Source organism: Mesorhizobium sp. M1334, assembly GCF_040317995.1.
Classification (GTDB): Bacteria; Pseudomonadota; Alphaproteobacteria; order Rhizobiales; family Rhizobiaceae; genus Mesorhizobium.
Map to the genome: position 1 here is coordinate 144,544 of NZ_JAMYLM010000007.1, position 26,538 is coordinate 171,081.

Sequence of the window (26,538 nt, forward strand, 5' to 3'; positions counted from 1 at the left end):
ACGACAGACGACGTGAGCGCTTGATGTGAGACGACCCCTGTGGCCTGCCGGCCATCTCCCCCTCAAGGGGGGAGATTGACGGCTTCAGCGATTTCGCCAACCTCAACGAGAAAAAGGCCGACGCAATGGCTGGCCTTTATTGACTCGCTTAATCGACTTCATTTGCCGGCAAATATCGCGATCCTTTAGCAGCCTACCTACTCCCGCTTCAGCCTTCGGCAAAGCTCGTCAAGCTGCTCCAGCGTCCGGTAAGCGACGCTGATCACGCCGCCGCGCTGGTTGTGCTCGATCGTGACGATCATGCCGATCGTATTGGTCATCAATTTTTCCAGTGCCAGCGTGTCGGCATCCTTTTGCGGCGGCGCTGCGGGCTGGCGCTTTGCCGCCGGCGCGCCGACCGGCATTTGCGCCAGCGCCTCGGCCTGGCGCACCGAAAGCCCTTCATCGATGATCCGCTTGGCGAGCCCGGCCGGGTCGTCGGCCGTCACCAGGGTGCGGGCGTGGCCGGCCGAGAGCGCGCCGTCGACCAGCATGTCGCGGATGACGTCGGGCAGCTTGAGCAGTCTCAACGTGTTGGCGACATGGCTGCGGCTCTTGCCGATCACCTGGCCGAGATCGGCCTGGGTATAGCCGTGGTCGTCGATCAACTGCTGGTAGCCCAACGCTTCCTCGACCGGGTTGAGGTCGGTGCGCTGGACGTTTTCGATGATCGCCAACTCGAGCGCCGTGCGGTCGTTGACGTCGCGTACGATGATCGGGATTTCGGTCAGCCCGGCGCGTTGCGCCGCACGCCAACGACGCTCGCCGGCGATGATCTCGTAGCGGCCCGGTTGGGTTTTCGACGGCCGCGCCACCACCGGCTGCACCACGCCATGTTCGCGGATCGACTGGGCGAGGTCGGTCAGGTCGGCGTCGCCAAAATGCCGGCGCGGGTTCTTCGGGTTGGGGCTGAGGAACTCGATCGGCACCTTGCCGTCGGCCGCCAGCCCGGGCTTTTCCGGAGCCGCCGGGCGATCGATTTCCCCGATCAGCGCCGCCAGTCCCCGTCCCAGTCTTTTTCTCGAAGGGTCTTCGTTCATCGTCCGTCCAGATCGTTTCGGTGTCGAATCGGCTTATCGTTCAGGCGGCCCGCAATTTGCGCTCGCGGCGGATCACTTCCGAAGCAAGCTGCAGATAGGCCTGGCTGCCCGAGCATTTGAGGTCGTAGAGAATCGCCGGCTTGCCATAGGACGGTGCCTCGGAAACGCGGACATTGCGCGGAATGACGGTCTCATAGACCTTGTCGCCCATATGCGCCCGGACATCCTGCACCACCTGGTTGGCAAGATTGTTGCGCCCGTCAAACATGGTTAGCACGATGCCCTGGATCGTGAGGTCGGGGTTGATCGAACGGCGCACCTGCTCGACCGTCTCCAAAAGCTGGCTCAGGCCCTCCAGCGCGAAAAACTCGCACTGCAGCGGCACCAGCACCGAATCTGCCGCAGCCATCGAATTCAGTGTCAGCAGGTTGAGCGAGGGCGGGCAATCGATCAGCACATAGCCGAAATTGGCCGAGCGCGCGGCCGAGGCCCGCAACGCGTTGCGCAGCCGCAGCACCCGATCCGGCGCCGAGGCGATTTCCATCTCGATGCCGAGCAGGTCGAGCGTCGACGGCACGATCGACAGGCCAGGCACCGCCGTCGGGATTGCCGCCGCTTCGAGGTCCAGTTCGCCGGTCAGCACATCATAGGAGGAGACCGTGCGGTCGCGCCGGTCGATGCCGAGCCCGGTGCTGGCGTTGCCCTGCGGGTCGAGGTCGACGATCAGCACCTGTTCGCCTATGGCCGCCAGTGCGGTGGCCAGGTTGATGGCCGTCGTCGTCTTGCCGACGCCGCCCTTCTGGTTGGCGACGGTGATGATTCGGGGGCCGTTCTTCATCATGGGTCTATGCCAGAAATTCATTTGGGCCAGAGATTCATTGGGGGTCGCCGGTCACAAGCCAGGGTGCGGTCGCAAGTCGGATACTTCGAGAATGACGCCCTGCGCGTCGGTTGCACTGGCATGTTCTACCAGATCGAAAGACCATCGTTGAGTGCTTTCTGCCACTTCGGCGCGGTAATCCCGGCCTTTGTGAAACAGGCCATGCGACCCCTTGGTCAGCCACGGCGCGGCCAGGTCCAGCAAGTCGGGCAGCGATGTGAGTGCCCTGGCTGTGACGATTTGCGGTGCAGGAACAAGAGGATAGCTATCGTCGATGCGGCGCGCGATGACCTTGGCGGGCAGATTGAACTGTCCGACCACCGTTTGCAGGAACGATGCTTTTTTCCGGTTGCTTTCAACAAGATCGATGCTGGCGCCTTCCCGCTCGGCAAGCAAAAATGCCAGCACTAGGCCGGGAAACCCGCCGCCGGAGCCGAGATCGACCCAGCGCTTCGCCTCTGGTTTGATTCGCGCCAGCTGCGCGCTGTCGAGGATGTGGCGGCGCCAGATATCGTCCTGCGTCGATTGCGCGGCCAGATTGATCCGACGATTCCATTTCTGGAAGACGGCCTCGAACGCGACCAGGCGATCGAATGTTTCACGTGAAACTGGGCCCGCTGCCGCCTGCAGGTTTGCCCAGGACGCAGCGCTCACGCGACCTGCTTTCGCGCAGCCGCCTCGGCATTGCGCACATGGGCGACGATGATTGCCAGCGCCGCCGGCGTCATGCCCTCCATACGCTGCGCATCGGCAATCGAGCGCGGCTGGCGTGCCAACATCTTCTGCTTCAACTCATTGGACAGGCCGGGAACAGAGGCAAAGTCGAGCGATTCGGGAATCAGCCGGCTCTCCTCATGCCTGATCTGCGAGACGTCTGCCTGCTGGCGGTCGAGATAGACAGAATATTTAGCTTCCGTTTCAAGACGTTCGGCCGTTTTGCTGTCGATCGCCGCGAAAGCCGGTTCGATCCGCGCCAGCCAGGCGATGTCGACGCCGGGATAGGCCAGCAACTCATAGGCCGAGCGACGGACGCCGTCCCGGTTGATTTCGAGCCCAAGGCGCGCCGCCTCATTTGGAGTCATGGTGATGCCGAGGGCGAGCTGTCGCGCCTTCTCAAGGTCTTGCACGACATTGTTGAACCGCTGCATCCGCTCCGGCGAGGCGATCCCCAGTCTCATCGCCAGCGGCGTCAGCCGCTCATCAGCGTTGTCGGCTCGCAGCGATAGCCGGAACTCGGCGCGCGAGGTGAACATGCGGTAGGGTTCGGCGATGCCGCGGCTGGTCAAATCGTCGACCATCACCCCGATATAGGCTTCGGTGCGGCTGAGCACGATTTCATCGCTCGCCGAGGCCTTCCGCGCCGCGTTGAGGCCGGCGAGCAGTCCTTGCGCGCCGGCCTCCTCGTAGCCGGTAGTGCCGTTGATCTGGCCGGCGAGGAAAAGCCCGCCGATCCGCTTCGTCTCCAGCGTTGGCTTGAGCTCGCGCGGGTCGACATGGTCATATTCGATGGCATAGCCCGGCTGCAGCATGGTTGCCCGCTCCAGCCCTGGAATGGTCTTTAGAATATCCAGTTGCACATCTTCCGGCAGCGAGGTCGAAATGCCGTTCGGGTAGACCGTGTCGTCGTCCAGCCCTTCCGGCTCCAGAAAGATCTGGTGGCCCTCGCGATCGCCGAATTTGACGATCTTGTCTTCGATCGACGGGCAGTAGCGCGGCCCGATGCCTTCGATCGACCCCGAATACATCGCCGAGCGGCCGAGATTGGTGCGAATCAGCTCATGCGTGGCGTGGGTCGTTCGGGTGATGCCGCAGTGGATCTGCGGGTTTTCGATGCGCGCGGTGAGCAGCGAGAACGGCACGGGGTCTTCGTCCGCCGCCTGGCTCTCCAGCGACGCCCAATCGATCGTCCTGCCGTCCAGCCGCGGCGGCGTGCCGGTCTTCAGCCGCCCGAGGTTAAAGCCGGCGCGGCTCATCGTCGCCGACAGGCCGACGCTCGCCTGCTCGTTCATGCGGCCGGCGACGATCTTCTTCTCGCCGATATGGATCAGCCCGCGCAAGAAAGTGCCGGTCGTCAGCACCACGGCGCCGCAGGCGAGCCGGCGTCCATCCGCCAGCAGCACCGCCGCGATGCGTCTGTCGTCGATTTCAAAATCGAGAACCTCGCCTTCGATGACCTCGAGCCGGGCCTGCTGGCGGATTGCCGCCTGCATGGCAAGACGATAGAGCTTTCTGTCGGCTTGCGTCCGCGGACCACGCACCGCCGGCCCTTTGCGGCGGTTGAGCAGCCGGAACTGGATGCCGGCCGCATCGGCGACGCGCCCCATCAACCCGTCCATGGCATCAATCTCGCGAACCAGATGGCCCTTGCCGAGGCCGCCAATCGCCGGATTGCAGGACATCACGCCGATCGTGTCGAAGCGCAGCGTCACCAGCGCCGTTCTGGCGCCAGCCCGCGCGGCGGCGCTTGCAGCCTCGCACCCAGCATGGCCGCCGCCCACCACAACCACATCGTAGCGATTGGTCATTTGTATATTCCGATTCAAATCTGCCGACACATGTGCCCACAGCCACATGCTGTCAAGAACACTGCTCGTTTCACGTGAAACAATGTAGCGGTATCGGCGCCTGGTGTTTCACGTGAGTCACGGCATTGGTCCCTTCGGTGGCGCAGAACATCGGCGGGACGGCGAAGGAGCGCCGTCGCTCGCCTTCCGCCACCGTTGCTTGCAATGTTTCACGTGAGTCATTTGCCGATACAGAACTGCGAAAAGATAACGTCCAGCATATCCTCGACATCGACCGCCCCGACGATTCGTCCAAGCCGATCCGCTGCCAGGCGCAGTTCCTCGGCCCGTAGCTCCTGCCCGCGATGACCACTGGCCACTGCTGCGACCAGGAAGCGTTTCGTCTCGTTGAGCAACTCGACGTGCCGCAGCCGCGACGGTAGGATATCGCCGGCCTTGCCGATCTGCGCTGCGGCACGACGCCCGATCTCGTCCAGCAATTCGGCCAGACCCGTGCCGTCCCGCGTCGAGATGGCGAAATCATAGTGCGCCGCGGGCGAGGGTGACTTGCCCCCCAACAGGTCAATTTTTGTTCCGACCCTCAGCGCCGGCATGTCGCCCGGCCGCATACCGATCGCGACTGGCTCCGCCAGATCCTCCAGCAGCAGCAGCAGATCAGCGCTGTGCGCCTTGGTCCTGGCCTTCTCTATGCCAATCGCCTCGATCTTGCCGGGCGCCTCGCGCAGACCGGCGGTGTCGGTTACCCTGACCCGCACCCCTTCCAGGTCCAGCACCACTTCTAGCAGGTCGCGGGTCGTGCCGGGCTCGTCGGTGACGATGGCCGCTTCGCGCCGCGCCAAAGCGTTGAACAGGCTGGACTTGCCGGCATTCGGCGCGCCAAGGATCACGACTTCGAATCCGTCGCGGATGATTTCGGCGGCACGAAAGCCGGCGACATGGCGCTCGATTTCGTCGATCATGGCCTGAACATCGGACCAGACCGTATCGGCGACCGAACCCGGCACGTCGTCCTCGTCGGCAAAATCGATCTCGGCCTCGATCATCGCCCGAGCGTGGATCAGCCGTCGGCGCCAGCCCAGATAGAGTTCGCTCTGCACGCCCTGAGCGTTGTGAACGGCAAAGCGCCGCTGCGCTTCGGTCTCGGCGTTGATGAGATCGGCCAGCGCCTCGGTCTCGACCAGATCGAGCTTGCCGTTGAGAAAGGCGCGGCGGGTGAATTCGCCAGGCTCGGCATGCCTGACGCCATCGAAGCCGGCGATCGTTTCCAGCATCCTCGCCACGACGGCGCGTCCGCCATGCACGTGGAACTCGGCGACGTCCTCGCCGGTGAAACTGTCGGGCCCCGCAAAGAAGACGACCAGGCCGCTGTCCAGCACCGATCCGTCGCGCGCCCGGAGCTTGCGATAGCTGGCCACGCGGTTCGGCACGGTCGATCCGGAAATCGTTTCGACAACGAATCGACTCTGCGGGCCGGAAAGCCGGATCACCGCAATGCCGGCCGGGAGGCGCCCGCTCGACAGCGCTACGATGGAGTCTTTCAAAATCATTTGCCCGCTCTGCCGAAGCGCCCTAGCTATGCCTGTTCAATCCGCCATCGAGTAGCGCCGTGACCTTGCCTGCACAAAACCTGCTTGCCGAAGAGGCCAGCCCCTATCTGCAGCAGCACAGCGGCAATCCGGTGCACTGGCGGCCGTGGTCGCCCGCCGCTCTGGCCGAAGCAAAGGCGCTCGAGCGTCCGATCCTGCTCTCTGTCGGCTACGCTGCGTGCCATTGGTGCCACGTCATGGCGCATGAGAGCTTCGAGAACGACGACGTCGCCGCCGTCATGAACCGTCTCTTCGTCAATATCAAGGTCGACCGCGAGGAGCGCCCCGACATCGACCAGATCTATATGGCGGCATTGTCCTCGATGGGCGAGCAAGGCGGCTGGCCGCTGACCATGTTCCTGACCCCGGACGGCAAGCCGTTCTGGGGCGGCACTTACTTTCCGCGCGAGGCCCGCTACGGCCGGCCGGGCTTCGTCCAGGTGCTGGAGGCGGTTGACAAGGCTTGGCGGGAGAAGAAAGAAAGCGTTAACCAAAGTGCCGACGGCTTGAGCACGCATGTCGAGACGCGGCTGGCGGGCAGCCATGCCAAGGCCGTGCTCGACCGCGGCATGCTGGCAAAGTTCGCCAACGGCATTGACGGTATGATCGACCGCGAGCTGGGGGGCCTGCGCGGCGCGCCGAAATTCCCCAACGCGCCGTTCATGCAGAGCCTCTGGTTGTCCTGGCTGCGCGACGGCACCGCATCCCACCGCGACGCCGTTCTCCTCAGCCTCGAAAAGATGCTGGCCGGCGGCATCTACGACCATATTGGCGGCGGCCTCAGCCGCTACTCGACCGACGCCGAATGGCTGGTGCCGCATTTCGAAAAAATGCTCTACGACAATGCCCAGCTCATCCGCTTGTGCAACTGGGCCTATGCGTCAACCGGCAAGGAATTATTCCGGCTGCGAATCGAAGAGACGATTGCCTGGCTGTTGCGCGAAATGCGGGTCGAGGACGGTGCCTTTGCCGCCAGCCTCGATGCCGATAGCGAGGGCGAGGAGGGGTTGTTCTACACCTGGAGCAGGGATGAAATCGAGACCGTCCTTGGCTACGAATCAGCCTTGTTTTTCAAATACTTCACACTTGCCGATCCGCATGGCTGGGAAGGCAAGCCGATCATCCACCAAACCGAAGCCCAGCAAATACAAAGCGTCGTCGATCGTGACCTCCTGGTTCCGCTCAAGCAAAGGCTGCTGGCAGCGAGGGAACAGCGCGTTCGGCCCGGGCGTGACGGCAAGGCCCTGACCGACTGGAACGGCTTGACGATCGCAGCCCTTGCCGAGGCCGGACGATCGCTTGGCCGATCCGACTGGATCGAAGCGGCGGAAGCGGCCTTTGCCGCCATTGCGGGCGCCGCCCGCGACGCCCGTCTGCCGCATTCCATGCTCGGGGAAAAGAAATTGTTTCCCGCGCTGTCGAGCGACTATGCGGCCATGGCCAATGCAGCCATCTCACTGTTCGAGGCGACCGGCAATCCCGACTATATCGATCGCGCCGGGAACTTCATTGAGCAACTCGATCTTTGGCACCGGGACAGCGACAAGACCGGCTACTATCTGACCGCGTCCGACAGCGCAGATGTGCCCATCCGCATCCGCGGCGATGTCGACGAAGCCATTCCTTCCGCTGCCGGCCAGATCATCGAAGCCCTGGTCCGATTGTCGTCGCTGACCGGCGATCTCGATCTCTGGGAAAAAGCCTGGACAGCCGCCGAGCATGCCGCCGGGCGGGCCGAGCACCAGCCCTATGGCCAGGCGGGTATAGTCAATGCCTGTACCTTGGCGTTCGAGCCGTTGAAATTGGTGATCGTGGATAGATCTGAGAATCCAAGGCTTGTTCCGGTTGCGAATCGAAATCCGGACCCGCGCCGGGTGGACATCGTCATGCCTGTCGGCTCGGCGACAAACCTGCCGACGCTGCCAGGCGGCGTCCTGCCACCAACCGAAAAGCCCGGCGCCTGGCTCTGCACCGGGCAGGTCTGCCTGCCAGTGATAACGGAAGCTGAGGAGCTGGAACGGATGCTGCGGCGGTGATGGGCCTGGCGCTCCGTCCCTTCTCCCTTGTGGGAGAAGGTGGATTGGCGCGCAGCGCCGAGACGGATGAGGGGTGTTGGACGGAGTGCCGTCGTTGCCAAGCTGGAGCACCCGTCATCCGACCGAGCGTCGCTCGCCACCTGCTGCTCCCACAAGGGAGAAGGGAAGGCCCGCAACCCTACGTATTCATCGAATCGAAGAAATCCGCATTGGTCTTGGTCTGCTTGAGCTTGTCGATCAGGAACTCGATAGCGTCGGTTGTTCCCATCGGCGCCAGGATGCGGCGCAGCACGAAGATCTTCTGCAGGTCCTGGCGCGGAACCAGAAGGTCCTCCTTGCGGGTGCCGGACTTGAGGATGTCCATGGCCGGGTAGATGCGCTTGTCCGCCACCTTGCGGTCGAGCACGATTTCCGAATTGCCGGTGCCCTTGAACTCTTCGAAGATGACTTCGTCCATGCGGCTGCCGGTGTCGATCAGCGCGGTGGCGATGATGGTCAGCGAACCGCCTTCCTCGATATTGCGGGCAGCACCGAAGAAGCGCTTCGGCCGTTGCAGCGCGTTGGCGTCGACACCGCCGGTCAGCACCTTGCCGGATGACGGCACGACGGTGTTGTAGGCGCGGCCGAGGCGGGTGATCGAATCCAGCAGGATGACGACGTCGCGGCCGTGCTCGACGAGGCGCTTGGCCTTCTCGATGACCATTTCGGCAACCTGGACGTGGCGAACCGCCGGCTCGTCGAAGGTCGAGGAGACGACCTCGCCCTTCACCGAGCGCTGCATGTCGGTCACTTCCTCAGGCCGCTCGTCGATCAGAAGCACGATCAGGTAGCATTCCGGGTGGTTGGTAGTGATCGAATGGGCGATGTTCTGCAACAGCACCGTCTTGCCGGTGCGCGGCTGCGCCACGATCAGGGCGCGCTGGCCCTTGCCGAGCGGCGCCACCAGGTCGATGACGCGCGCCGAAATATCCTTGGAGGTCGGAACCTCCATCTCCATCTTCAGCCGCGAGGTCGGATAAAGCGGCGTCAGATTGTCGAAATGGATCTTGTGGCGGATTTTTTCAGGGTCGTCGAAATTGATCGTGTTGACCTTGAGCAGCGCAAAATAGCGCTCGCCCTCTTTCGGGCTGCGGATCGGCCCTTCGACCGTATCGCCGGTCTTCAGTGAGAACCGCCGAATCTGCGATGGTGAAATGTAGATATCGTCGGGGCCTGGCAAATAGTTGGCATTGGCGGAGCGCAGGAAGCCAAAACCGTCCTGCAGCACTTCGACGACGCCGTCGCCGATGATCTCGATATCCTGGGTCGCCAGTCTCTTCAGGATCGCGAACATCAGCTCCTGCTTGCGCATGACGCTGGCGTTCTCGACCTCGAGCGATTCCGCATAAGCGATCAGCTCTGGTGGTTTCTTGTTCTTGAACTCTGTGAGCTTCATTTCTTGCATCATTAGACGGACTCTGAGTAAGCTTTGGGAAAAATATCGGCGGGATGCGACAAATGCCGGGCGCGGCCGAAGCGATAAATGGGCGGCGCATGACGGGAAGGAAGACCCGTCTTTTATCGTCGGTCGGTTGAAAGAGCAAGCCGCCTTTTGCGGGCAACCGAGGACGTCAGAACGGTTTTACGATAACCAGGACGACGATGACGATCATCAGCAATGTAGGGATCTCATTGACGATCCGCCAGTGCCTTGCCGATTTTTCATTGCGGTCTTCGGCAAATTTGCGGACGGCGCCGGCGAGATAGCCATGCACGGCCGACAAACCAACCACCGCAGCGATCTTGGCATGTAGCCAGCCGCCCTGAAAACCAAAGCCTTTCCAGGCGAGCCACAGGCCGAATGCCCAGGTAATCACCATTGCCGGATTGATGATGCCGCGCAGCAGGCGGCGCTCCATCACCTTGAAGGTCTCCGACGGGTCGGAGCCTTTTTCGGCATCGGCATGATAGACCAGCAAGCGCGGCAGATAGAGCATGCCCGCCATCCAGGAGATGACGGCAATCACATGGATCGCCTTCGCCCACGGATAGAAATCATCAGGCCCGAAGAAAAACAGCAGCCCGGCCAGCACCAGGAAGATGGCGATCGCGATTGCCGCGCGGCGCATCGCCCCTCGACCGCTGTTGGTGCTGTTCGCATTGTCAGCGCCCATCATCGTCACGATGCGCTCCGCACCAGTTTCACCATCTGCTCGACATGCGCCAGCGGCGTCTCCGGCGTGATGCCGTGGCCGAGGTTGAAGATCAGTGGTCCGTCGCCCAGCGCCTTCAGGATCGCCGCTACGCCGTCGGCAAGCGCCTTGCCGCCGGCTACGAGCCTCAGCGGATCGAGATTGCCCTGCACGGCGCCGTCGCGCTGCAATTCCTTCGCCGTCGACAAGGGCACGGTCCAGTCGAGGCCCAGCCCGGTCACGCCGGTCTGCTGGCGATAGCTTCGATAGTGATCTCCCGCGCCCTTGGGAAAGCCGATGATCGGAACATTGGGATGGACGGCCTTCACTTGCCGGACGATCTCGGCCACCGGCTCGACGCAGAACAATTCGAAAGACGCTTCGTCGAGCACGCCTGACCACGAATCGAAGATCTGCACGACATCGGCGCCGGCTTCGATCTGGCGGATCAGATAGGCAGCCGAATGATCGGCGAGCACCTTCAGCAGCCGAAGAAAGGCCGCCGGCTCGCGATAGGCGAACAGCCTGGCCGGCGCCTGGTCGGGCGTACCGTGGCCGGCAATCATGTAGGTCGCCACTGTCCAGGGCGCACCGCAGAAGCCGATCAGCGTCGTTTCATCGGGGAGTCTGGCGCGCAATCGCCGCACCGTCTCGTAGACCGGCTCGAGATTCACGTGAAACGTTTCGCCGTCGAGAGCCTTGATCTCCACAGCCGTGATCGGCGTCAGCAGCGGGCCGCGTCCTTCCTCGAAGCGCACGTCGCGGCCGAGCGCATGCGGCACGACAAGGATGTCGGAAAACAGGATCGATGCATCGAAGCCGAAGCGTTCGATCGGCTGCAGCGTCACTTCGACGGCGAGATCCGGGTCGTAACAAAGATCGAGGAAGGATCCGGCCCGCCTCCTCGTCTCCCGGTATTCCGGCAGATAGCGGCCGGCCTGGCGCATCATCCAGACCGGTGGCGGAAACACCGTCTTGCCTCTCAACACGTCCAGCACGATCCGGTCTTGAGGCATTGAGCGCTAGCCTTTCCAGGCTTCCCTATAATTAAATATTCTATGTTTAGGAATCTTATGATTCTAAGAGTCTGTTGGTTGTGGTGGTTGTCTCCTGTCCCGCTTTGCTCTGGAAAAGACCAGCCAGCATATTGTCGCGCGCTTCTCCAGCGGGATTGCAGGACTTTGTGGAAAACCGCGAATTTACGACTGGAGTCAATGCGTTGCCGCCACGCCAGGGAAATTGCCCCTGTGGATGAAGCGAAGGCAAAAAGCTCCGTCCCCGGACTTGTCCCCAACCGCCCGGAGAAGCCGACAGCACATCGAATTGTGGACAAACCGGCATCTGATACAGTCGCTTTGCGGTGGCCGAGTTTTCCGCCCGGCTTATCCACATCGGCCCACAGCCTGGAATGTATCCTGTGAACAAACCGCAAAGCTTCTTTCATCTTCACCTGATTTCCGACGCGACCGGCGAAACGCTGCTGGCTGCCGGCCGCGCGGCTTCCGCGCAATACAAGGATGCGCGCGCCATCGAACATATCTATCCGCTCATTCGCACCGAAAAGCAGGTGACGAAGGTGTTCGAGGACATCGAAGAGGAGCCAGGCATCATCCTCTACACGGTGGTCGACCAGAAGCTTGCCCGCGTTATTGACGAACGCTGCGCGGCCATGGGCCTGCCTTGCGTCTCGGTGCTGGAACCGGTGCTGACGGTGTTCCAGTCCTATCTCGGCACGCCTGCCGGCCGACGCGTCGGTGCCCAGCATGTGCTGGACGCCGAATATTTCCGCCGCATCGACGCGCTCAACTTCACCATGGAGCATGATGATGGCCAGCTGCCGGCCAATATGGATGATGCCGACATCGTGCTCGTCGGCATCTCCCGCACCTCGAAGACGCCGACCAGCATCTATCTCGCCAATCGCGGCATCAAGACCGCCAACATCCCGATCGTGCTCGGCGTGCCGGTGCCCGAAAGCCTGGTCAATGCCACGCGGCCGCTGATCGTCGGCCTGGTCGCCACTGCCGAACGGATCTCGCAGGTGCGGCAGAACCGCATTCTCGGCACCAGCGCCTACGAACCGACCGACTATGTCGACCGTGCCGCGATCGCCGAAGAGCTTGCCTATGCCCGCCAGATATGCACGCGGCATGGCTGGCCGATGATCGACGTCAGCCGCCGTTCGATCGAGGAGACAGCGGCGGCCATCGTTGCCCTGCGCGGCAAGACGCGGTAGGGCATGTCGATATTCAGGTGATGCCGGCCTGCGAACGGCGGTTTCCTGCGCTTCCGGTACTCACGGACCCAAATGTCCGCTCCGTTCCGGTTCTCGGAACCCACCATTCTCGACTCGGCCTGACCTGAATCTCGACACACCCTAGTGAGCGCCAGGAAACGGGCGAAAAAAATGGCCGAAAAAATCATCCTTGCCTCGGGCAGCCCGTTCCGCAAGGCGCTGCTCGTCAATGCCGGCGTCACTGTCGAAGCGGTTCCGGCTTCTGTCGATGAGCGCGCGCTGGAGGCGCCGCTGCAGAATAGTGGCGTGTCGCCGGAGGACGTCGCCCTGGTGCTCGCCGAAGCCAAGGCCACCGAAGTCAGCGAGCGCAAGCCCGGCGCCCTGGTGCTCGGCTGCGACCAGACGCTGTCGCTCGGCGACGAGTTGTTCCACAAGCCGGCCGACATGGAAGGGGCGCGCCGTCATCTGCTGGCGCTGTCGGGCAAGACGCATCATCTCAACAGCGCCGTCGTGCTCGCCCGTGACGGCCAGGTTCTGTGGCGGCATGTCGGCATCGCCAGTCTGACCATGCGCAAGCTCGATCCGGCCTTCATCGGCCGCCATCTGGCGCGCGTCGGCGCCAAGGCGTTGTCCAGCGTCGGCGCCTACCAGATCGAAGGCGAAGGCATCCAGCTATTCGAAAAAATCGAAGGCGACTATTTTACCATTGTCGGCCTGCCACTCTTGCCGGTGCTGGCCAAGCTGCGTGAGTTCGGAGCGATCGATGGCTGAGGCCTCGAAAAAAGCCTTCGTCACCGGCCACCCGATCGCCCATTCCAGGTCTCCGAAGATCCACGGCCATTGGCTGGCGAAATACGGCATCGACGGTGTCTACGAGGCCATTGACGTTGCACCGGAGGCCTTTGCCGAATTCCTGCAGACGCTGCAGGCACAAGGCTATCGCGGCGGCAACGTCACCATCCCGCACAAGGAAGCCGCCTTCGATTTGGCCGAGCGGCGTGACGCCGACGCCGAACAGATCGGTGCGGTCAATACGCTGTGGTTCGAGAATGGCGAATTGTGGGGCGGCAACACCGATGCCCATGGCTTTGCCGCCAATCTGGACGAATATGCACCGGGCTGGGCGGCCAACGGCCCCGCCGTGGTGCTCGGTGCCGGCGGCGCCGCTCGCGCGGTCATCCATGCGCTGAAGCAGCGCGGCATCAACGACATCCGCATCGTCAACCGGACGCTTGCGAGGGCGCAGGAGCTGCGCGACCGCTTCGGTGCCGGCGTCTCCGCCCATGGCATGGCGGCGACCGGCGAATTCCTCGAAGATGCCGGCCTGCTGGTCAACACGACAGCGCTCGGCATGCATGGCAATGAAGGCCTGTCCGCGGATCCGGGCAGACTGCCGGACCGCGCCATCGTCACCGACATCGTCTACGTACCGCTGGAGACGCCGCTGCTTGCCGCCGCCAAAGCGCGCGGCCTGAGAACCGTAGATGGGCTCGGCATGCTGCTGCACCAGGCGGCGCCCGGCTTCGAGCGCTGGTTCGGCATCAGGCCAGAAGTCACCGCCGAACTGCGGCAAATAGTTATTGCCGATATCGGCGCGATAAAATGATCGTGCTCGGCCTCACCGGATCGATCGGCATGGGCAAATCGACCACGGCCAAGATGTTTGCCGAGGCCGGCGTGCCGGTCCATGATTCCGACGAGGCTGTGCATCGCCTTTATGCCGGCAAGGCCGCGCCCTTGGTCGAGGCGGCCTTTCCCGGCACCACCAGATCCGGTGCAGTCGACCGCGCGGCACTGGCGGAGCGGGTGCTCGGCGACGCCCCCGCGCTGAAACGGCTGGAAGCGATCATCCATCCGCTGGTCCGTGCCGATGCCGATGCGTTCCTGGCTGAAAATCGTGCCGCCGGCGCGCCGCTTGCCGTGCTCGATATACCGCTGCTGTTCGAGACCGGCGGCGGGAACCGCGTCGACAAGGTCGTGGTCGTCACCGCGCCGCCTGAAGTTCAGCGCGCCCGCGTGCTGGCGCGTCCGGGCATGAACGAGGAGAAACTGGCGTCGATCCTGGCCAGGCAGGTTCCCGACGCCGAAAAGCGCCGGCGCGCCGACTTTGTCATCGACACCGGTCAGGGCTTTGACGCCGCTCGCGCAGCCGTCAAGGCCATCATCGCCGAACTAGTCGTGGATAAGGCAGCCAGGCCTGGTTAAGAGGCTTGCAGACCCACATTAGTTGTTGCCATTTTGTTCCTGGTGTGATTCGGCTAGAATGATGCCGGCACCAGTGGACTGATTCGATGCGTGAGATCATCTTCGATACGGAAACCACCGGCCTCGACACGCGCGAGGACCGCGTCATCGAGCTTGGCGGCGTCGAGTTGGTCAACCGTTTCCCGACCGGCCGAACCTTCCACAAATATATCAACCCGCAAGGCCGCCAGATCCATCACGAGGCGCAGGCCGTGCACGGCATCAGCGCCGCCGATCTCGTCGGCAAGCCGACTTTCATGGAGATCGCCGAGGAGTTTCTGACCTTCATCGACGGCGCCAAACTGGTCGCGCACAATGCCGGCTTCGACATCGGCTTCCTCAATCTCGAATTCGGCCGGCTTGGCCATCCGGCCATCGATCCGGGACGGATCGTCGACACGCTGGCGCTGGCGCGCCGCAAGCATCCGATGGGCCCCAATTCGCTCGACGCGCTCTGCCGCCGCTATGGCATCGACAACGGCCGCCGCACCAAGCACGGCGCGCTGCTCGATTCGGAATTGCTGGCCGAGGTCTATATCGAGCTCATCGGTGGCAAGCAGGCAAGCCTTATCCTCGACAGCATCCTGACTCCGACGGGCGGCAGGCAGAATGTCGAAGACATCGATATTTCGATCGGCGTCAGGCCGATCGCCTTGCCGTCGCGCCTGACCGACGCCGAGCGCACCGCGCACGCGGGCATGGTTGGCACATTGGGCGAAAAGGCGCTCTGGCTGCGCGTCGCCCAGGAAGCGAGTTCCGCGGCATAGTGATTTTGACCGGAGCGCTGTCCCGCCGACGTCTCAAACAAAAAACCCGGCGCAAGGCCGGGTTTGTCAAACGCTGGCGAGACAGCCGCGCTCAGCTCACCTTGACCTTGGCGGCAGCCTGGTCCTCTGCCAGCTTCTGCTGGAACATCTGCGCGAAATCGATCGGGTCCAGCATCAGCGGGGGGAAGCCGCCGTTGCGTGTTGCCTCGGCAATGATCTGCCGCGCGAACGGGAACAGCAGCCGCGGGCATTCGATGAACAGGATCGGCAGCATGTGCTCCTGCGGGAAGCCGCTGATGGCGAAGACGCCGCCATAGACCAGTTCGACATTGAACAGCACTTCCTGGTCGAACGACGCTTTTGCGTTCAGCGTCAAATTGACGTCGAACTGCTTGTCCGAAAGCGGGTTGGCGTTGACGTTGACGTTGATGGCGATGCCGGGAGCCTTGTCGCGACCGCGCAACGAGTTCGGTGCACCGGGGCTTTCGAAGGACAGGTCCTTCACATATTGCGCAAGCACGTTGAGCGAAGGCTGCGCCGCATTTCCATTACCGTTGGCTGCGCCGGTCGGCGCGTCGTCGTTGCTGGCCATAAGCTGTGGTCCTTTTGCCTGGGCAGCGTTGCTGACCGGATTGAAATTCGGGCGTTCGCTATCATGGCCGGCCCGACAAGACAAGTTTGCAAAAGACGCTGGTTGCTTTGCGGCTACTCGTCCTTGAGGCGGCGCCAGGGAGAATCCGGTCCGCGCGTATGGTTGTCGGCACGCGAATAGTCGCCGTCGTCGAGATCGATGATCTTGCCGCGTTGCCTTGCCCGCAAACCACTGCTGAAATCGGTGGCCAGCACGATGCGGCCTTTCAGCATCCGCCAGGCAAGATCGCGCACTGGCGGCAGGAACAGCAGAATGCCGAAAATATCCGAGATGAAGCCGGGGATGATCAAAAGGATCGCGGCCAGCACGATCATGGCGCCATGCGCAAGCTGGCCGCTCGGATCACGCCCGGCGTCCATTTCGGCACGTACCCTGGCCATGACGCCAAAACCCTGGTGTCGAAGGAGCAAGGCGCCGGCGACGCTCGAGGCCAGCACCAGCCCGACCGTCGCCAGCGCGCCGATCTGGCGGCCGACAATCACGAAACCAGCTATCTCCAGCAGCGGAAGCGCGAGAATGAACAGGGGAAACAGCGAGATACGCAAATCTTGACCGATCGTTTCGATGTTTTGCCGGCCGGCGAGCAATCGCCGCTGGCACCAGAGCTGTTAGATAGGTATGGCTGCCTTTGATTTGAATGATTGCGCCATGCGTTCTATATGCTTTGGATACCGAACGCTATGTGATCGCGGCCCCTGCTTGGCCGCTGGTCCGGCCAAAGCAGGGATTGATCGGCGCAAGATATGGGCTTCTTCGACTTCGGCACGATTTTCTTTCTGATTGCGGCGGTGGTGATCTTCTTCCAGCTGCGCAACGTGCTTGGCCGACGCACGGGAAACGAGCGCCCACCCTTCGATCCATATACGGCAGCGCGCAAAAACGACAAGGATGCCGCCCAGAAACCCGAGAACGTGGTTTCGCTGCCGCGCAAGCGCCTGACAGGAGAGCCGGCGGCCGACACCTATGCGGCGATCGATGCCTTTGCCAAGCCCGACACCGATCTCAACCGGGGCCTGCGGGCGATCAAGGACAATGATCCGACGTTCGACCCGAAGACCTTCGTCGACGGCGCAAAGATGGCTTATGAGATGATCGTCATGGCCTACGCCGATGGCGACCGCAAAACCTTGAAGAACCTTTTGTCGCGCGAGGTCTATGACGGCTTCGTCGCGGCCATCGGCGACCGTGAGGCGAAAGCCGAAAAGATCCAGTCCTCCTTCGTCGGCATCGACAAGGCCGACATCGTTTCGGCCGAGATGAAGGGAAGCGAGGCCCACATCACGCTGCGCATCGTCAGCGAGCTGATTTCGGCGACCCGCGACAAGGCCGGCGCTGTCATCGACGGCGATCCCGAGACCGTCGCCGAGGTCAAGGACGTCTGGACCTTCGCCCGCGACACGCGCTCGCGCGATCCGAACTGGAAGCTCGTCGCCACCGAAGAAGAAGAGTGAACTGGACGGCGGCGGAGGCTGTCGTGTCGCTTTCTCGAGCCTTCCGCGAAAAATCCTTTGGCGAATTGCCGGGCTGGGGTGAGGACGACCATCTCCCTGCCTTTGACGCCTTTCGCCGCTCGGCCTTTCATATCCTGACCAAACCCTACCGCTCCGGCGCGCTCGGCGTCGACTACAATGGCTTTGCCGATGCCTATGCCGAAGCGCGTACCGTTTCGTCGCCGAATCGGTTGCAGGCACGAAGCTTTTTCGAGCGCCATTTCGTTCCGGCCCGTATCGATGCCGAAGATGGTGGTCCGGGCCTGGTAACCGGCTTTTATGAGCCGCAGGTCGAAGCCTCGCCGGTACGCACGGAACGATTTTCGGTGCCGTTGCTGGCGCGCCCGGCCGACCTGGTCGACATCGACGACGGCAATCGTCCTTCCGGCTTGGATCCTTATCTCGCCTTCGCTCGTGCGGCGCCGAACGGCCCGGTCGAATATTTCGACCGCGGCGAGATCGAACGCGGCGCGCTTGCCGGAAAAGGGCTGGAAATCGCCTGGCTCGCCGACAAGGTCGACGCCTTCTTCATTCACGTGCAGGGCGCGGCACGGCTCAACATGACCGATGGCAGGCTTCGCCGCATCACCTATGCCGCCAAATCCGGCCAGCGCTTTACCGGACCGGGCAAGATCCTGAGCGAGGAAGGCGAGATCCCGCCGGAGAAGGTGACGATGCAATCGATCCGTGCCTGGTTCAAGGCGCATCCGGAGCGCGTCGACGAGACCCTGTGGCGCAACCGCTCCTATATCTTCTTCCGCGAGACGGGCGTCGACGACCGGGAGCTCGGCCCGATTGCTGCCGCCAAGGTGCCGCTCACACCCGGCCGCTCGATCGCCGTCGACCGGCTGCTGCACACGTTCGGCACGCCCTTCCATATCGATGCGCCGTCGCTGACCGCCTTCGACGGAAAACCGTTCCGGCGGCTGATGATCGCGCAGGACACCGGTTCGGCGATCACCGGCCCGGCCCGCGGTGATCTGTTTGCCGGGTCGGGCGATGCGGCCGGCGAGATCGCCGGCGTTATCCGCAACGCCGCCGATTTTTATGCGCTGATCCCCCGGCCGCTGGTTTCAGGAGCAGGCCGATGACCCGGCGCATCGACAGGCTGAGCGAGGACGACCGGGTGCTGTGGAACCTGGTGGCGCGCACGGCAAAACCGCTGAAGGGCAGAACCGCCGTCGAAATTCCACACGTTGGGCCGGAGATCGACGAGACCAGGCAGGCGCCGCCGCCGGCACAGGGCGCGGGCAATCCTGCCGCGGCCGCAAAGCCGAAGGCGCAGCATGTCTCCCACGCACTCGACGAACCGACGCTGGACAAGCTGTCGAAGGGCCGGCTGCCGATCGAGGGCCGCGTCGACCTGCATGGCCTGACCCAGGACCAAGCCTATTCGCTGCTGTTTTCCTTCCTGTGCCGGGCGCATGCCGGCGGCATCCGCTACGTCCTGGTGATCACCGGCAAGGGCTCTTCGTCGGGCGGTGATGGCGTCTTGCGGCGCGCCGTGCCGTCATGGCTGTCGACACCCGCTTTCCGGCCCCTCGTCTCCAGCCACGACCATGCCGCCCGCAAACATGGCGGCTCGGGTGCGCTCTATGTCCGCCTGCGGCGGGCACGCTCATGAGGGCATGCCGATGAGGGACGCACCTATGAGGATGCATCCATGAAGGTGCGCTTGTGACCCCGTTCGGCGAAAAGCTTCGCGTGCTGCGAAACGAGCGCGGCGTCAGCCAGAAGGACATGGCCAAGGCGATCGGCGTCAGCGCAGCCTATCTCTCGGCGCTGGAACACGGCCGCCGCGGTGCGCCGAGCTGGACGCTGATCCAGAAGATCATCGGCTATTTCAACATCATTTGGGACGACGCCGAGGAACTGGCGCGGCTGGCCGAAACCTCGCATCCGCGCGTCAAGCTCGACACGTCGGGCCTTAGCCCGGCGGCGACCGAGCTTGCCAATCTCCTGGCCGACAACATTGAAAAGCTCGACGAAGCCGAGCTTCGCCAAATCATTGCGTCGATCCGCGCCGCGCTGGCACGGCCGAAATGAGTTGCCTTGTTACTGGACCGAGCCGACCAGAACCTGCTGGCCGCCGCGGATGGAGACCCAGCGGCCGGTATTGTCGATCGCCTGCCGCTTGAGGAAACGATAGCCGGTCTGGTCCCAGGGACGGACCTGGTCGGTCAGATTGTCAAGGATGTAGTCGCCCTTGTCGGTGCGCACCGTCAGCACCGCGTGGCCTTCGCCATCCGGCTTGCGCACGACGGTCATCAGCAGATCGGCAAACGAGACGCCCAGCCGGTTCAGCTCACGGCGCTTTTCCAGGACATAGTCCTCGCAATCGCCAACGCCCTTGTCGGGATAGGCCCAGACCTCATCCTTGCCGTAGATGTCGAAGTCGCTCTCCGGCTTGACGGCGGCGTTGACCTTTGCCGTGACGCTGAGCAGCTTGCGCCACAGCGAGCCGGTCAGGCTGGCGGGCGACAGATCCTTCGGGCGGATCGAGCATTCGGAGGCGTAGCTCTTGCAGAAATCATAATGGCCGATCGGCTGCGAGGTCGGGCCACCTGTTATCATCGGGCCGGCCGCCGAGGCCGAACTGGCCCAACCTGCCGCCACAGTAAGTCCGGCCAGCGCGCACAGGCGCAGCGTTCTCGCCATTGGTGAGGAAATCATTGTCCCCGCTTGTCCCTTGTTATTAACGAAACGTTAAGGGGTATTTACAGCCCGTGTCAATTATGAGGATGGATTGATTTTGCGGCATGGTTACCCGCGTGGCGCCAACGCGACTATTGTGCAACAGCTCGGATGGACTAGACCGTTCCCAACCGGTAATTTTAGCGTTCTCCGACCTGATGCGAAGTCGCGGGCGCAGCATCATCGTCGATCGCCTATTTCTTGCCGGTCCGGACCAGTTTCGGCTTCACCGCCACGCGGTTCTGACGGCCGTAGCTGCTAATGAAGTCGACGATGCGCGGCACGATTTCGGAACGGAAGCGCGAGCCGTTGAACACACCATAATGGCCGACCGCAGGCTGCATGTAATGGGCGTGCCTGTCGGCTGGGATGTTGATGCACAGGTCGTGCGCGGCCTTGGTCTGGCCGAGGCCGGAGATGTCGTCGTTCTCGCCCTCGACCGTGAACAGGGCGACATTGCGGATCGCCGAAGGGTCGACCGCGATACCGCGATGCGTCATCGTGCCCTTGGGCAGGGCCTGGCGGACAAACACGGTGTCGACGGTCTGCAGGTAGAATTCCGCCGTCAGATCCATCACCGCCAGATATTCGTCGTAGAACTCGCGGTGCTTCTCGGCATTGTCGCCGTCATGCTTCACCAGATGCATGAAGAAGTCCTTATGGGCGCTGATGTGGCGGTCGAGGTTCATGCTCATGAAACCCGAAAGCTGCAGGAAGCCGGGATAGACCTCGCGGCCGAAGCCCGGCACCGGCCAGGGCGCGCGCATGATGACATTGTCGCGGAACCAGTCGATGCCCTTTTCCTGCGCCAGCAGATTGACCGCCGTCGGATTGCGGCGCGTGTCGATCGGCCCGCCCATCAGCGTCATCGTCGAGGGCACGAACGGATCACCCTTGGCTTCCATCAGTGCCGCCGCCGCCAGCACCGGCACCGAAGGCTGGCACACCGCCATCACATGGGTGTCGGGACCCAGCGCATGCAGCATGTCGACGATGTAGTCGATGTAGTCGTCAAGATCGAAGCTGCCGTCGGCCAGCGGCACCATGCGGGCGTCGACCCAGTCGGTGATATGCACGTCGGCATAGGGCAGCATCGCCTCCACCGTGCCGCGCAGCAGCGTCGCGTAGTGGCCCGACATCGGCGCGACGATCAACAGCTTCGGGTCCGGCCGGCGCCCGGCAGGAACCGCCCGCTCGAAACGAACCAGGTTGCAGAACGGCCGCGACCAGACGGTGCGTTCGCTGACCTCGACGTTTTTCCAGTCGACCACGCTCTTGGTCAGGCCGAATTGCGGCTTGCCGTAGCGGCGCGTCGTGCGCTCGAACAGTTCGGCCGTTGCCGCAACCGAGCGGCCCCAGGACGTGTGTGAGACCGGATTGAGCGGATTGGAGTAGAACAGGCGCACCGCATCGGCATAGAGGCGCGCCGGCTGCAAGGCGGCGTGGTTCAGTTCGTAGAGCTGGTAGAACATCGAGAACCCCGCTGCCGACTGCGATCGAAGGGCCGACGAGCAGCGCCGAGCCTTGAATGCTTTGCGGGGAAGTTAGCAACAATCTGCTGCGATGCAATACGTCAACTTGCGTGATTTATGCTCGTTCTTTCGTCCAAGGCATTGAGAATCCGCCTTCAACGGCAACAGCCGGCTCAATGTGCACCTGCGAAGGCCAGGCAAGGGCACGGCTATTGGGAAGATCGTTGGAGGCGGTGTCCGGCCGTGGCGGCCGGACCGTTAGACCCGTGCCATGCAGACAGCCGTATGGCCCGAACTGATGAAGCCGAGCTGGCTGGCTGCGCCCTTCGACAGATCGAGCATCCGGCCCCTGATAAAGGGGCCGCGGTCGTTGATGCGCACGACGACGCTGCGGCCATTGTTGCGATTGGTCACCTTCAGCTTGGTGCCGAACGGCAGGCTGCGATGCGCGGCGGTCAGCGCCGACGGGTTCATGCGCTCGCCGGAAGCGGTTCTGGAATGCAGTGAGTACCAGGAGGCACGACCGCACTGAGCAGCGGCGTTGGTGGCGGATGCGCCGACCGTCAGGCCGGCCGCAATCGTGGCCGCGACGAGCGCGGCCTGATAGCTTTTCTTCATGCTTGGGGTTAGCTCCGTTGACAGACCCAAGCCGTTAGGTGCCGAACAAGGCAGCAAATGCGGCAATGATCTGTCGGTTCCATGGCAATGTTACACGTTTGGAGTCGGCGCGAAACAATTTGTCAGAGACTTTCTGCAGCGAGGCGCAGCTTCTTTGATGATGTCTGCGCCGATCTCCGGGCGTCTTGCACAAGATCAGAGATTAGCATCCAAGTAGAAGTTGGTGTAATCGAGCAGCGTCTTCTCGCTGTTTCATTCCGGCCGGAACGCGGTTTATGATCGACTTGGAACGGAGTTCTAGCGATGAGATTGATCAAAAATCTGCTGGCCTTGATTGTGCTCACCATCGGCGTGCTGTGGACGTTGCAAGGCATCGGCGTTATCGGCGGCAGCTTCATGACCGGCCAGTCGCAATGGCTCTATGTCGGCATCGTCACCGCGCTGGTCGGCTTGGCCGGCCTGGCCTGGGCGAACCGTTCGCGCGTTTGAGCAGGCGTCGATCCTCAGGCTCCCGCCAGAGCGCCACAGCGTACCCGTGGCGGCCGGGTCACCGCGACCAGTATTGCCAGCCCCAGTAGAAACTTTCGTCGCGCGGCGGCAGGCGGTTGCGCTCCGCGTCCAGTTGCACCGGCGTTTTGCGTTCGCCGTCAGGCGGCTGTTTGTCCCCGGCCTTGATCAGGCGGAGCCAATGGCCGAAATGCGCGAACAATACAGCGATGGAATGGGGCATTGTCGGTCACTCCCGCCCTGCCCACGGGACGAGCACCCGCTCGATCCTGCGGATGATGAATTCGAGCACGAAGGCAATGGCCGCGATCACCAGTATGCCCATCACCACCACGTCGGTGACGAGGAACTGGGCAGCGGACTGGATCATGAAACCGAGCCCGCGCGTCGCGGCCACCAGCTCGGCGGCGACCAGCGTCGACCAACCGGCGCCAAGCGCGATGCGCAGACCGGTCAGGATCGAGGGCAGCGCGCTGGGCAGGGTGACGTGCCTGATCACTTGGCGCTGCGTGGCGCCAAGCGCGCGCGCTGCATTGATGCGTTCCTGCGAGACGCCGCGAACACCCGATGCCGTCGACAGCGCAACCGGTGCCAGCATGGCAACGGCAATCACCAGGATCTTGGACGGCTCGCCAATGCCGAACCAGATAATGATCAGCGGCAGATAGGCGAGCGGCGGGATCGGCCGCAGGAATTCGAGCAGCGGATCGAAGAGGCCACGCCCGATCGTGCTGACGCCGATCGCCAGCCCGATGGGAACGCCGACGACGATGGCGACGATCAGCGCTGCAAACACGCGCCACAGGCTGGCGGCGATATGCTGGAGCAGCGTCGCGTCGACAAAGCCGTCACGGGCGACGACGACAAATTTGTTCCAGACTGCCACAGGCGACGGCAGGAAAACCGGCGGCACCAATTGCAGGCGGGCCGATACCGTCCACACTGCCAGCACCATCAGAATGGTGATCGCGCTAACCACGCGGGCCGAAACGCGGCTGCGTCTCGGCCGCGGCCGCGACCATGGCACCGACAGCGCGTCGGCTCCGTCGTCGACCTTGGAGCGCCGCGGCCGCTCGGTATAGGAGGTAACGGTCATGCTGCCTCCCCTTCGAAGATCGCGTCGGTCAGCTCGCCGCGCGCCGCGGCGAAGGCGGGATCGGCCTTGATGCTGCGAATGGCCTCGCCGGCTGCATAGCGCCGGCTGAAACCGGCCTCGAAACTCCGCACCACCCGGCCAGGGCCGGGAGCGAGCACAATGATGCGGGTGGCGAGCACCAGCGCTTCGTCGATGCCGTGCGTGACCATCAGCACGCCGACCTGGCTTGCCGTCCACAGATCGAGCAGCGTTGTCTGCATGCGTTCGCGTGTCAGCGCATCGAGTGCGCCCAGCGGTTCGTCGAGCAGCAGGAATTGCGGCTCGGCTGCCAGCGCCCGGGCCAGGCCGACGCGCTGGCGCATGCCGCCGGAAAGCTCCCAGATGCGCTTGTCGCCGGCGCCGTCGAGCTTCACCAGCGCCAGAAGGTCGTCGGCAGTCCGCCCCCGTTCGGCAGCCCCGACACCACGCAGCCTGAGAGCAAAGGCGACATTTTCGCGCGCGGTCAGCCACGGAAACAGTGCGTCGTTCTGGAACACGACGGCGCGGTCCGAGCCTAGCGCCGTGATCGGCCTGCCGCCTATCGTGGCGCTGCCGCGCACAGGCTGGACCAGGCCCGCAGCGACGTTGAGCAGCGAGGTCTTGCCGCAGCCGGAGCGGCCGACCAGGACAACGAAGTCATCCTTGGCGATGTCAAGCGACATGCGTTCGACGGCCGGCGCCGGCTGGCCGTCATAATGAACCGAGACTTGGTCGAGCACGAGATGCGTCATGTGGGGTCGCCGATATTGTAAACCTGCCAGCCCCGAAGCCGTTCCTCGTCAGCGGCTCCGGGGCAGGCAACGCGCGTGTCAGGGAAGAGAGGACGCGCGTATTGAGCCGCCGCTAATTCGAGGCCAGCGCCTCGCCGACATATTTCGACGACACGTATTTCGAATAATCCGGCAAGACGGCATCAATCTTGCCCTGCTCCTTGAGGAAGGCCGATGTCGCCTCGACCGCCTTGACCGTGCCGCCACCGAGGAACTTGTCCGAGGCCTGCTCCTCGAGCGTCGGGAAGACATAGCCTCTCAGCAGTTGCGGCACGTCTTCGAGCTTGGCCCCGGTGATCCTGGCGATCTTGGCCGCTTGCGGCGAGGACACCGACCATTGATCCGGCTTGGCCAGGAAGTCGGCATAGGCAGCGCCCGTCACTTTGACGAAGTCGCGCACCGCTTCCGGGTTCCTTTCGGCGAAGTCGGTGCGCACGATCCAGGCGTCGAAGGTCGGCGCGCCCCAGGCTGCGACCTGCGAGGAATCCAGCACGACCTTGCCCGTCGTCTTGATCTGGCCGAGTGCCGGATCCCAGACATAGGCGGCGTCGATGTCGCCGCGCGCCCATGCCGCCGCGATCTCCGGTGGCCGCAGGTTGAGAATATCGACCGACTTCGGGTCGACACCCTCATGCTTCAGCGCGGCAAGCAGGCTGTAATGCGTCGTCGAAACGAAGGGCACCGCCACCTTCTTGCCGGCAAGGTCGGCGGCCTTCTCGATGCCGGCGCCATTGCGGGCGACAAGGGCCTCGGATTCGCCGATCAGCCCGACAATGAAGATTGTCTGGATGGGAAGCTCGCGGCTCGCCGCCGCCGCCAGCGGGCTCGAACCGACATAACCGATGTCTACCGAACCGGAAGCGATGGCGGCGATCACGTCGGCGCCGGAATCGAATTTCCGCCAGTCGATTGCCGCCTTGGTCGCGCTCTCATAGGCGCCGTCGGCCTGCGGCACCTTCGAGGGTTCGACGACTGTCTGGTAGCCGATAGTGATCTTGAGGTCCTGCGCATCGGCTGGGCCGAGAAAGACGGCACCTGCCAGAGCCGCCGAGGACAAGAGAACGATACGTCGCGAAATGGTGGACATGAAAGGCTCCTTGGAAACGAGAAAAACCCGGATTGCGTTTCAATAGTCACCTAACTCTATCGTTCTTGTAGAGTTAAATCCTTCCAATCGGCTCGGACTTGTTAGAAAAAGTCGTCTGGCTAGGGCAGTTGCCCATTCGCACGCTTCTGGGTGATGGCCCGGGTGAGAACCAGCGTCCTGCCCGGGAACCCCTTCCACGCCGTCCATGCCCACAACAAGGATTTTCCCGTTTTCGCCCTGCATCGGCAAACCCATGCCGCGAGTAGCCAAGAAATTGGCAACAAGTTCCCTGTGTTCGCGGTTAAGTCTAGTATCCTTATCGACATTGAAGGATTGGAGAGGACGATGAGCGACGCCACCCTCCTTGTTGCCGTGCGCGGCATGCTTTGGCCTTCAAATTCAGGGGCAGAAGCTGCCGTCGGTATCCTAGCCGATCGGGACATTCCTGCCGCCGGCCAGTTTGCCGGTGTGCCATTCGCGGCGGCTCCTGTGCTCGCAAGGGCACAAGCCCCAACCAAAATGGCCATTGCGGCTTGAAAACGAAGCAAAATCAGCGTTTCTGAGCTTGTATATCATGTCACTAGAATTT

Annotated in this window: 29 protein-coding genes; 12 read left to right on the forward strand and 17 right to left on the reverse strand. The window is 63.0% G+C overall.

The annotated features are described in order from the left end of the window. Positions 1–197: 197 nt before the first annotated feature. From NKH17_RS15655 to mnmE, 5 genes are all read right to left on the reverse strand, one after another. Positions 198–1,079: a ParB/RepB/Spo0J family partition protein gene (locus NKH17_RS15655; RefSeq protein ID WP_352802244.1), complete on the reverse strand. Its 882-nt coding sequence runs from the start codon at positions 1,077–1,079 to the stop codon at positions 198–200. A 40-nt stretch (positions 1,080–1,119) separates the two neighbouring features. Then, positions 1,120–1,920 (reverse strand): ParA family protein, encoded by an 801-nt coding sequence (locus NKH17_RS15660; protein ID WP_254817943.1) that lies wholly within the window; start codon positions 1,918–1,920, stop codon positions 1,120–1,122. 51 nt (positions 1,921–1,971) lie between these two features. Further along, positions 1,972–2,613 carry a 16S rRNA (guanine(527)-N(7))-methyltransferase RsmG gene (gene rsmG, locus NKH17_RS15665; protein WP_352648590.1) on the reverse strand — a complete coding sequence of 214 codons (642 nt, stop codon included), beginning with the start codon at positions 2,611–2,613 and terminating at the stop codon, positions 1,972–1,974. Continuing rightward, the gene (gene mnmG, locus NKH17_RS15670; protein WP_352899135.1) at positions 2,610–4,484 is read right to left on the reverse strand and encodes a tRNA uridine-5-carboxymethylaminomethyl(34) synthesis enzyme MnmG; all 1,875 of its coding nucleotides are present in this window, start codon (positions 4,482–4,484) and stop codon (positions 2,610–2,612) included. Before mnmG ends, rsmG begins: the two co-directional genes overlap by 4 nt. A 218-nt stretch (positions 4,485–4,702) precedes the next feature. Continuing rightward, the gene (gene mnmE / locus NKH17_RS15675) at positions 4,703–6,031 is read right to left on the reverse strand and encodes a tRNA uridine-5-carboxymethylaminomethyl(34) synthesis GTPase MnmE (RefSeq protein ID WP_352899136.1); all 1,329 of its coding nucleotides are present in this window, start codon (positions 6,029–6,031) and stop codon (positions 4,703–4,705) included. Positions 6,032–6,090: 59 nt separating this feature from the next. On the opposite strand from mnmE, the gene NKH17_RS15680 reads away from it, so the two are divergent. After that, positions 6,091–8,106 (forward strand): thioredoxin domain-containing protein, encoded by a 2,016-nt coding sequence (locus NKH17_RS15680; protein WP_352899138.1) that lies wholly within the window; start codon positions 6,091–6,093, stop codon positions 8,104–8,106. A 178-nt stretch (positions 8,107–8,284) separates the two neighbouring features. Here NKH17_RS15680 and rho read toward each other — a convergent pair whose 3' ends face one another. The 3 genes from rho to hemE all read right to left on the reverse strand — a co-directional run bounded on the left by rho (position 8,285) and on the right by hemE (position 11,293). Continuing rightward, positions 8,285–9,550, reverse strand: a complete 1,266-nt coding sequence (rho, locus tag NKH17_RS15685) for a transcription termination factor Rho (RefSeq protein ID WP_023675925.1) — start codon at positions 9,548–9,550, stop codon at positions 8,285–8,287. 166 nt (positions 9,551–9,716) lie between these two features. Continuing rightward, on the reverse strand, positions 9,717–10,262 hold the full coding sequence (hemJ, locus tag NKH17_RS15690; RefSeq protein ID WP_502895555.1) for a protoporphyrinogen oxidase HemJ: 546 nt from the start codon (positions 10,260–10,262) through the stop codon (positions 9,717–9,719). Between the two features lie 2 nt (positions 10,263–10,264). Then, positions 10,265–11,293: a uroporphyrinogen decarboxylase gene (gene hemE, locus NKH17_RS15695; RefSeq protein WP_352802958.1), complete on the reverse strand. Its 1,029-nt coding sequence runs from the start codon at positions 11,291–11,293 to the stop codon at positions 10,265–10,267. 401 nt (positions 11,294–11,694) lie between these two features. On the opposite strand from hemE, the gene NKH17_RS15700 reads away from it, so the two are divergent. The 5 genes from NKH17_RS15700 to dnaQ all read left to right on the forward strand — a co-directional run bounded on the left by NKH17_RS15700 (position 11,695) and on the right by dnaQ (position 15,524). Next, positions 11,695–12,513 (forward strand): pyruvate, water dikinase regulatory protein, encoded by an 819-nt coding sequence (locus tag NKH17_RS15700; protein WP_352899141.1) that lies wholly within the window; start codon positions 11,695–11,697, stop codon positions 12,511–12,513. Between the two features lie 171 nt (positions 12,514–12,684). Continuing rightward, positions 12,685–13,284 (forward strand): Maf-like protein, encoded by a 600-nt coding sequence (locus NKH17_RS15705; RefSeq protein WP_352648580.1) that lies wholly within the window; start codon positions 12,685–12,687, stop codon positions 13,282–13,284. Further along, the gene (locus tag NKH17_RS15710) at positions 13,277–14,119 is read left to right on the forward strand and encodes a shikimate dehydrogenase (RefSeq protein WP_352899143.1); all 843 of its coding nucleotides are present in this window, start codon (positions 13,277–13,279) and stop codon (positions 14,117–14,119) included. The genes NKH17_RS15705 and NKH17_RS15710 overlap by 8 nt, the downstream gene beginning before the upstream one ends. Next, the gene (gene coaE, locus NKH17_RS15715) at positions 14,116–14,718 is read left to right on the forward strand and encodes a dephospho-CoA kinase (RefSeq protein ID WP_352802965.1); all 603 of its coding nucleotides are present in this window, start codon (positions 14,116–14,118) and stop codon (positions 14,716–14,718) included. Before NKH17_RS15710 ends, coaE begins: the two co-directional genes overlap by 4 nt. A gap of 86 nt (positions 14,719–14,804) precedes the next feature. Beyond that, complete coding sequence (gene dnaQ / locus NKH17_RS15720; protein WP_254817953.1) at positions 14,805–15,524, forward strand: DNA polymerase III subunit epsilon; 720 nt, start codon at positions 14,805–14,807, stop codon at positions 15,522–15,524. 91 nt (positions 15,525–15,615) lie between these two features. Here the strand turns inward: dnaQ and secB are convergent, their stop codons facing one another. After that, entirely contained in the window at positions 15,616–16,116 is a 501-nt protein-coding gene (gene secB / locus NKH17_RS15725) for a protein-export chaperone SecB (protein WP_254817954.1), read from the reverse strand. A gap of 113 nt (positions 16,117–16,229) precedes the next feature. Next, positions 16,230–16,721: an FxsA family protein gene (locus NKH17_RS15730; RefSeq protein ID WP_352648574.1), complete on the reverse strand. Its 492-nt coding sequence runs from the start codon at positions 16,719–16,721 to the stop codon at positions 16,230–16,232. A gap of 198 nt (positions 16,722–16,919) precedes the next feature. Here NKH17_RS15730 and NKH17_RS15735 point away from each other — a divergent pair, with 198 nt between their 5' ends. The 4 genes from NKH17_RS15735 to NKH17_RS15750 are packed head-to-tail and all read left to right on the forward strand — an operon-like array spanning position 16,920 to position 19,712. Beyond that, positions 16,920–17,627, forward strand: coding sequence for a Tim44/TimA family putative adaptor protein (locus NKH17_RS15735; RefSeq protein ID WP_352476801.1), 708 nt, complete (start codon positions 16,920–16,922; stop codon positions 17,625–17,627). A 23-nt stretch (positions 17,628–17,650) separates the two neighbouring features. Next, positions 17,651–18,757: a murein transglycosylase A gene (gene mltA / locus NKH17_RS15740; RefSeq protein WP_352899147.1), complete on the forward strand. Its 1,107-nt coding sequence runs from the start codon at positions 17,651–17,653 to the stop codon at positions 18,755–18,757. After that, entirely contained in the window at positions 18,754–19,290 is a 537-nt protein-coding gene (locus NKH17_RS15745; RefSeq protein WP_254817958.1) for a Smr/MutS family protein, read from the forward strand. The genes mltA and NKH17_RS15745 overlap by 4 nt, the downstream gene beginning before the upstream one ends. 53 nt (positions 19,291–19,343) lie before the next feature. Further along, positions 19,344–19,712 (forward strand): helix-turn-helix domain-containing protein, encoded by a 369-nt coding sequence (locus NKH17_RS15750; RefSeq protein ID WP_352701169.1) that lies wholly within the window; start codon positions 19,344–19,346, stop codon positions 19,710–19,712. A gap of 9 nt (positions 19,713–19,721) precedes the next feature. On the opposite strand, the gene NKH17_RS15755 is transcribed toward NKH17_RS15750, so the two are convergent. The 3 genes from NKH17_RS15755 to NKH17_RS15765 form a co-directional block, all read right to left on the reverse strand. Beyond that, the gene (locus NKH17_RS15755) at positions 19,722–20,339 is read right to left on the reverse strand and encodes a transglutaminase-like cysteine peptidase (protein ID WP_352476804.1); all 618 of its coding nucleotides are present in this window, start codon (positions 20,337–20,339) and stop codon (positions 19,722–19,724) included. Positions 20,340–20,554: 215 nt separating this feature from the next. Next, positions 20,555–21,832, reverse strand: a complete 1,278-nt coding sequence (locus NKH17_RS15760; RefSeq protein ID WP_352899149.1) for a polyhydroxyalkanoate depolymerase — start codon at positions 21,830–21,832, stop codon at positions 20,555–20,557. A gap of 258 nt (positions 21,833–22,090) precedes the next feature. Then, a complete protein-coding gene (locus NKH17_RS15765) occupies positions 22,091–22,450 on the reverse strand; it encodes a septal ring lytic transglycosylase RlpA family protein (protein ID WP_254817962.1) in 360 nt (119 codons plus the stop codon). Positions 22,451–22,753: 303 nt separating this feature from the next. Here NKH17_RS15765 and NKH17_RS15770 point away from each other — a divergent pair, with 303 nt between their 5' ends. Then, the gene (locus tag NKH17_RS15770; protein ID WP_352898152.1) at positions 22,754–22,939 is read left to right on the forward strand and encodes a hypothetical protein; all 186 of its coding nucleotides are present in this window, start codon (positions 22,754–22,756) and stop codon (positions 22,937–22,939) included. A gap of 58 nt (positions 22,940–22,997) precedes the next feature. On the opposite strand, the gene NKH17_RS15775 is transcribed toward NKH17_RS15770, so the two are convergent. The 4 genes from NKH17_RS15775 to tauA form a co-directional block, all read right to left on the reverse strand. Continuing rightward, positions 22,998–23,180: a hypothetical protein gene (locus tag NKH17_RS15775; RefSeq protein ID WP_352476808.1), complete on the reverse strand. Its 183-nt coding sequence runs from the start codon at positions 23,178–23,180 to the stop codon at positions 22,998–23,000. 6 nt (positions 23,181–23,186) lie between these two features. Beyond that, complete coding sequence (locus tag NKH17_RS15780; protein WP_352899151.1) at positions 23,187–24,053, reverse strand: ABC transporter permease subunit; 867 nt, start codon at positions 24,051–24,053, stop codon at positions 23,187–23,189. Next, on the reverse strand, positions 24,050–24,823 hold the full coding sequence (locus tag NKH17_RS15785) for a taurine ABC transporter ATP-binding protein (RefSeq protein ID WP_352899153.1): 774 nt from the start codon (positions 24,821–24,823) through the stop codon (positions 24,050–24,052). Before NKH17_RS15785 ends, NKH17_RS15780 begins: the two co-directional genes overlap by 4 nt. 112 nt (positions 24,824–24,935) lie before the next feature. Continuing rightward, positions 24,936–25,949, reverse strand: a complete 1,014-nt coding sequence (tauA, locus tag NKH17_RS15790) for a taurine ABC transporter substrate-binding protein (RefSeq protein ID WP_254817967.1) — start codon at positions 25,947–25,949, stop codon at positions 24,936–24,938. Between the two features lie 162 nt (positions 25,950–26,111). On the opposite strand from tauA, the gene NKH17_RS15795 reads away from it, so the two are divergent. Further along, on the forward strand, positions 26,112–26,486 hold the full coding sequence (locus NKH17_RS15795) for a hypothetical protein (protein WP_352802983.1): 375 nt from the start codon (positions 26,112–26,114) through the stop codon (positions 26,484–26,486). The last annotated feature ends 52 nt before the right edge of the window (positions 26,487–26,538 follow it).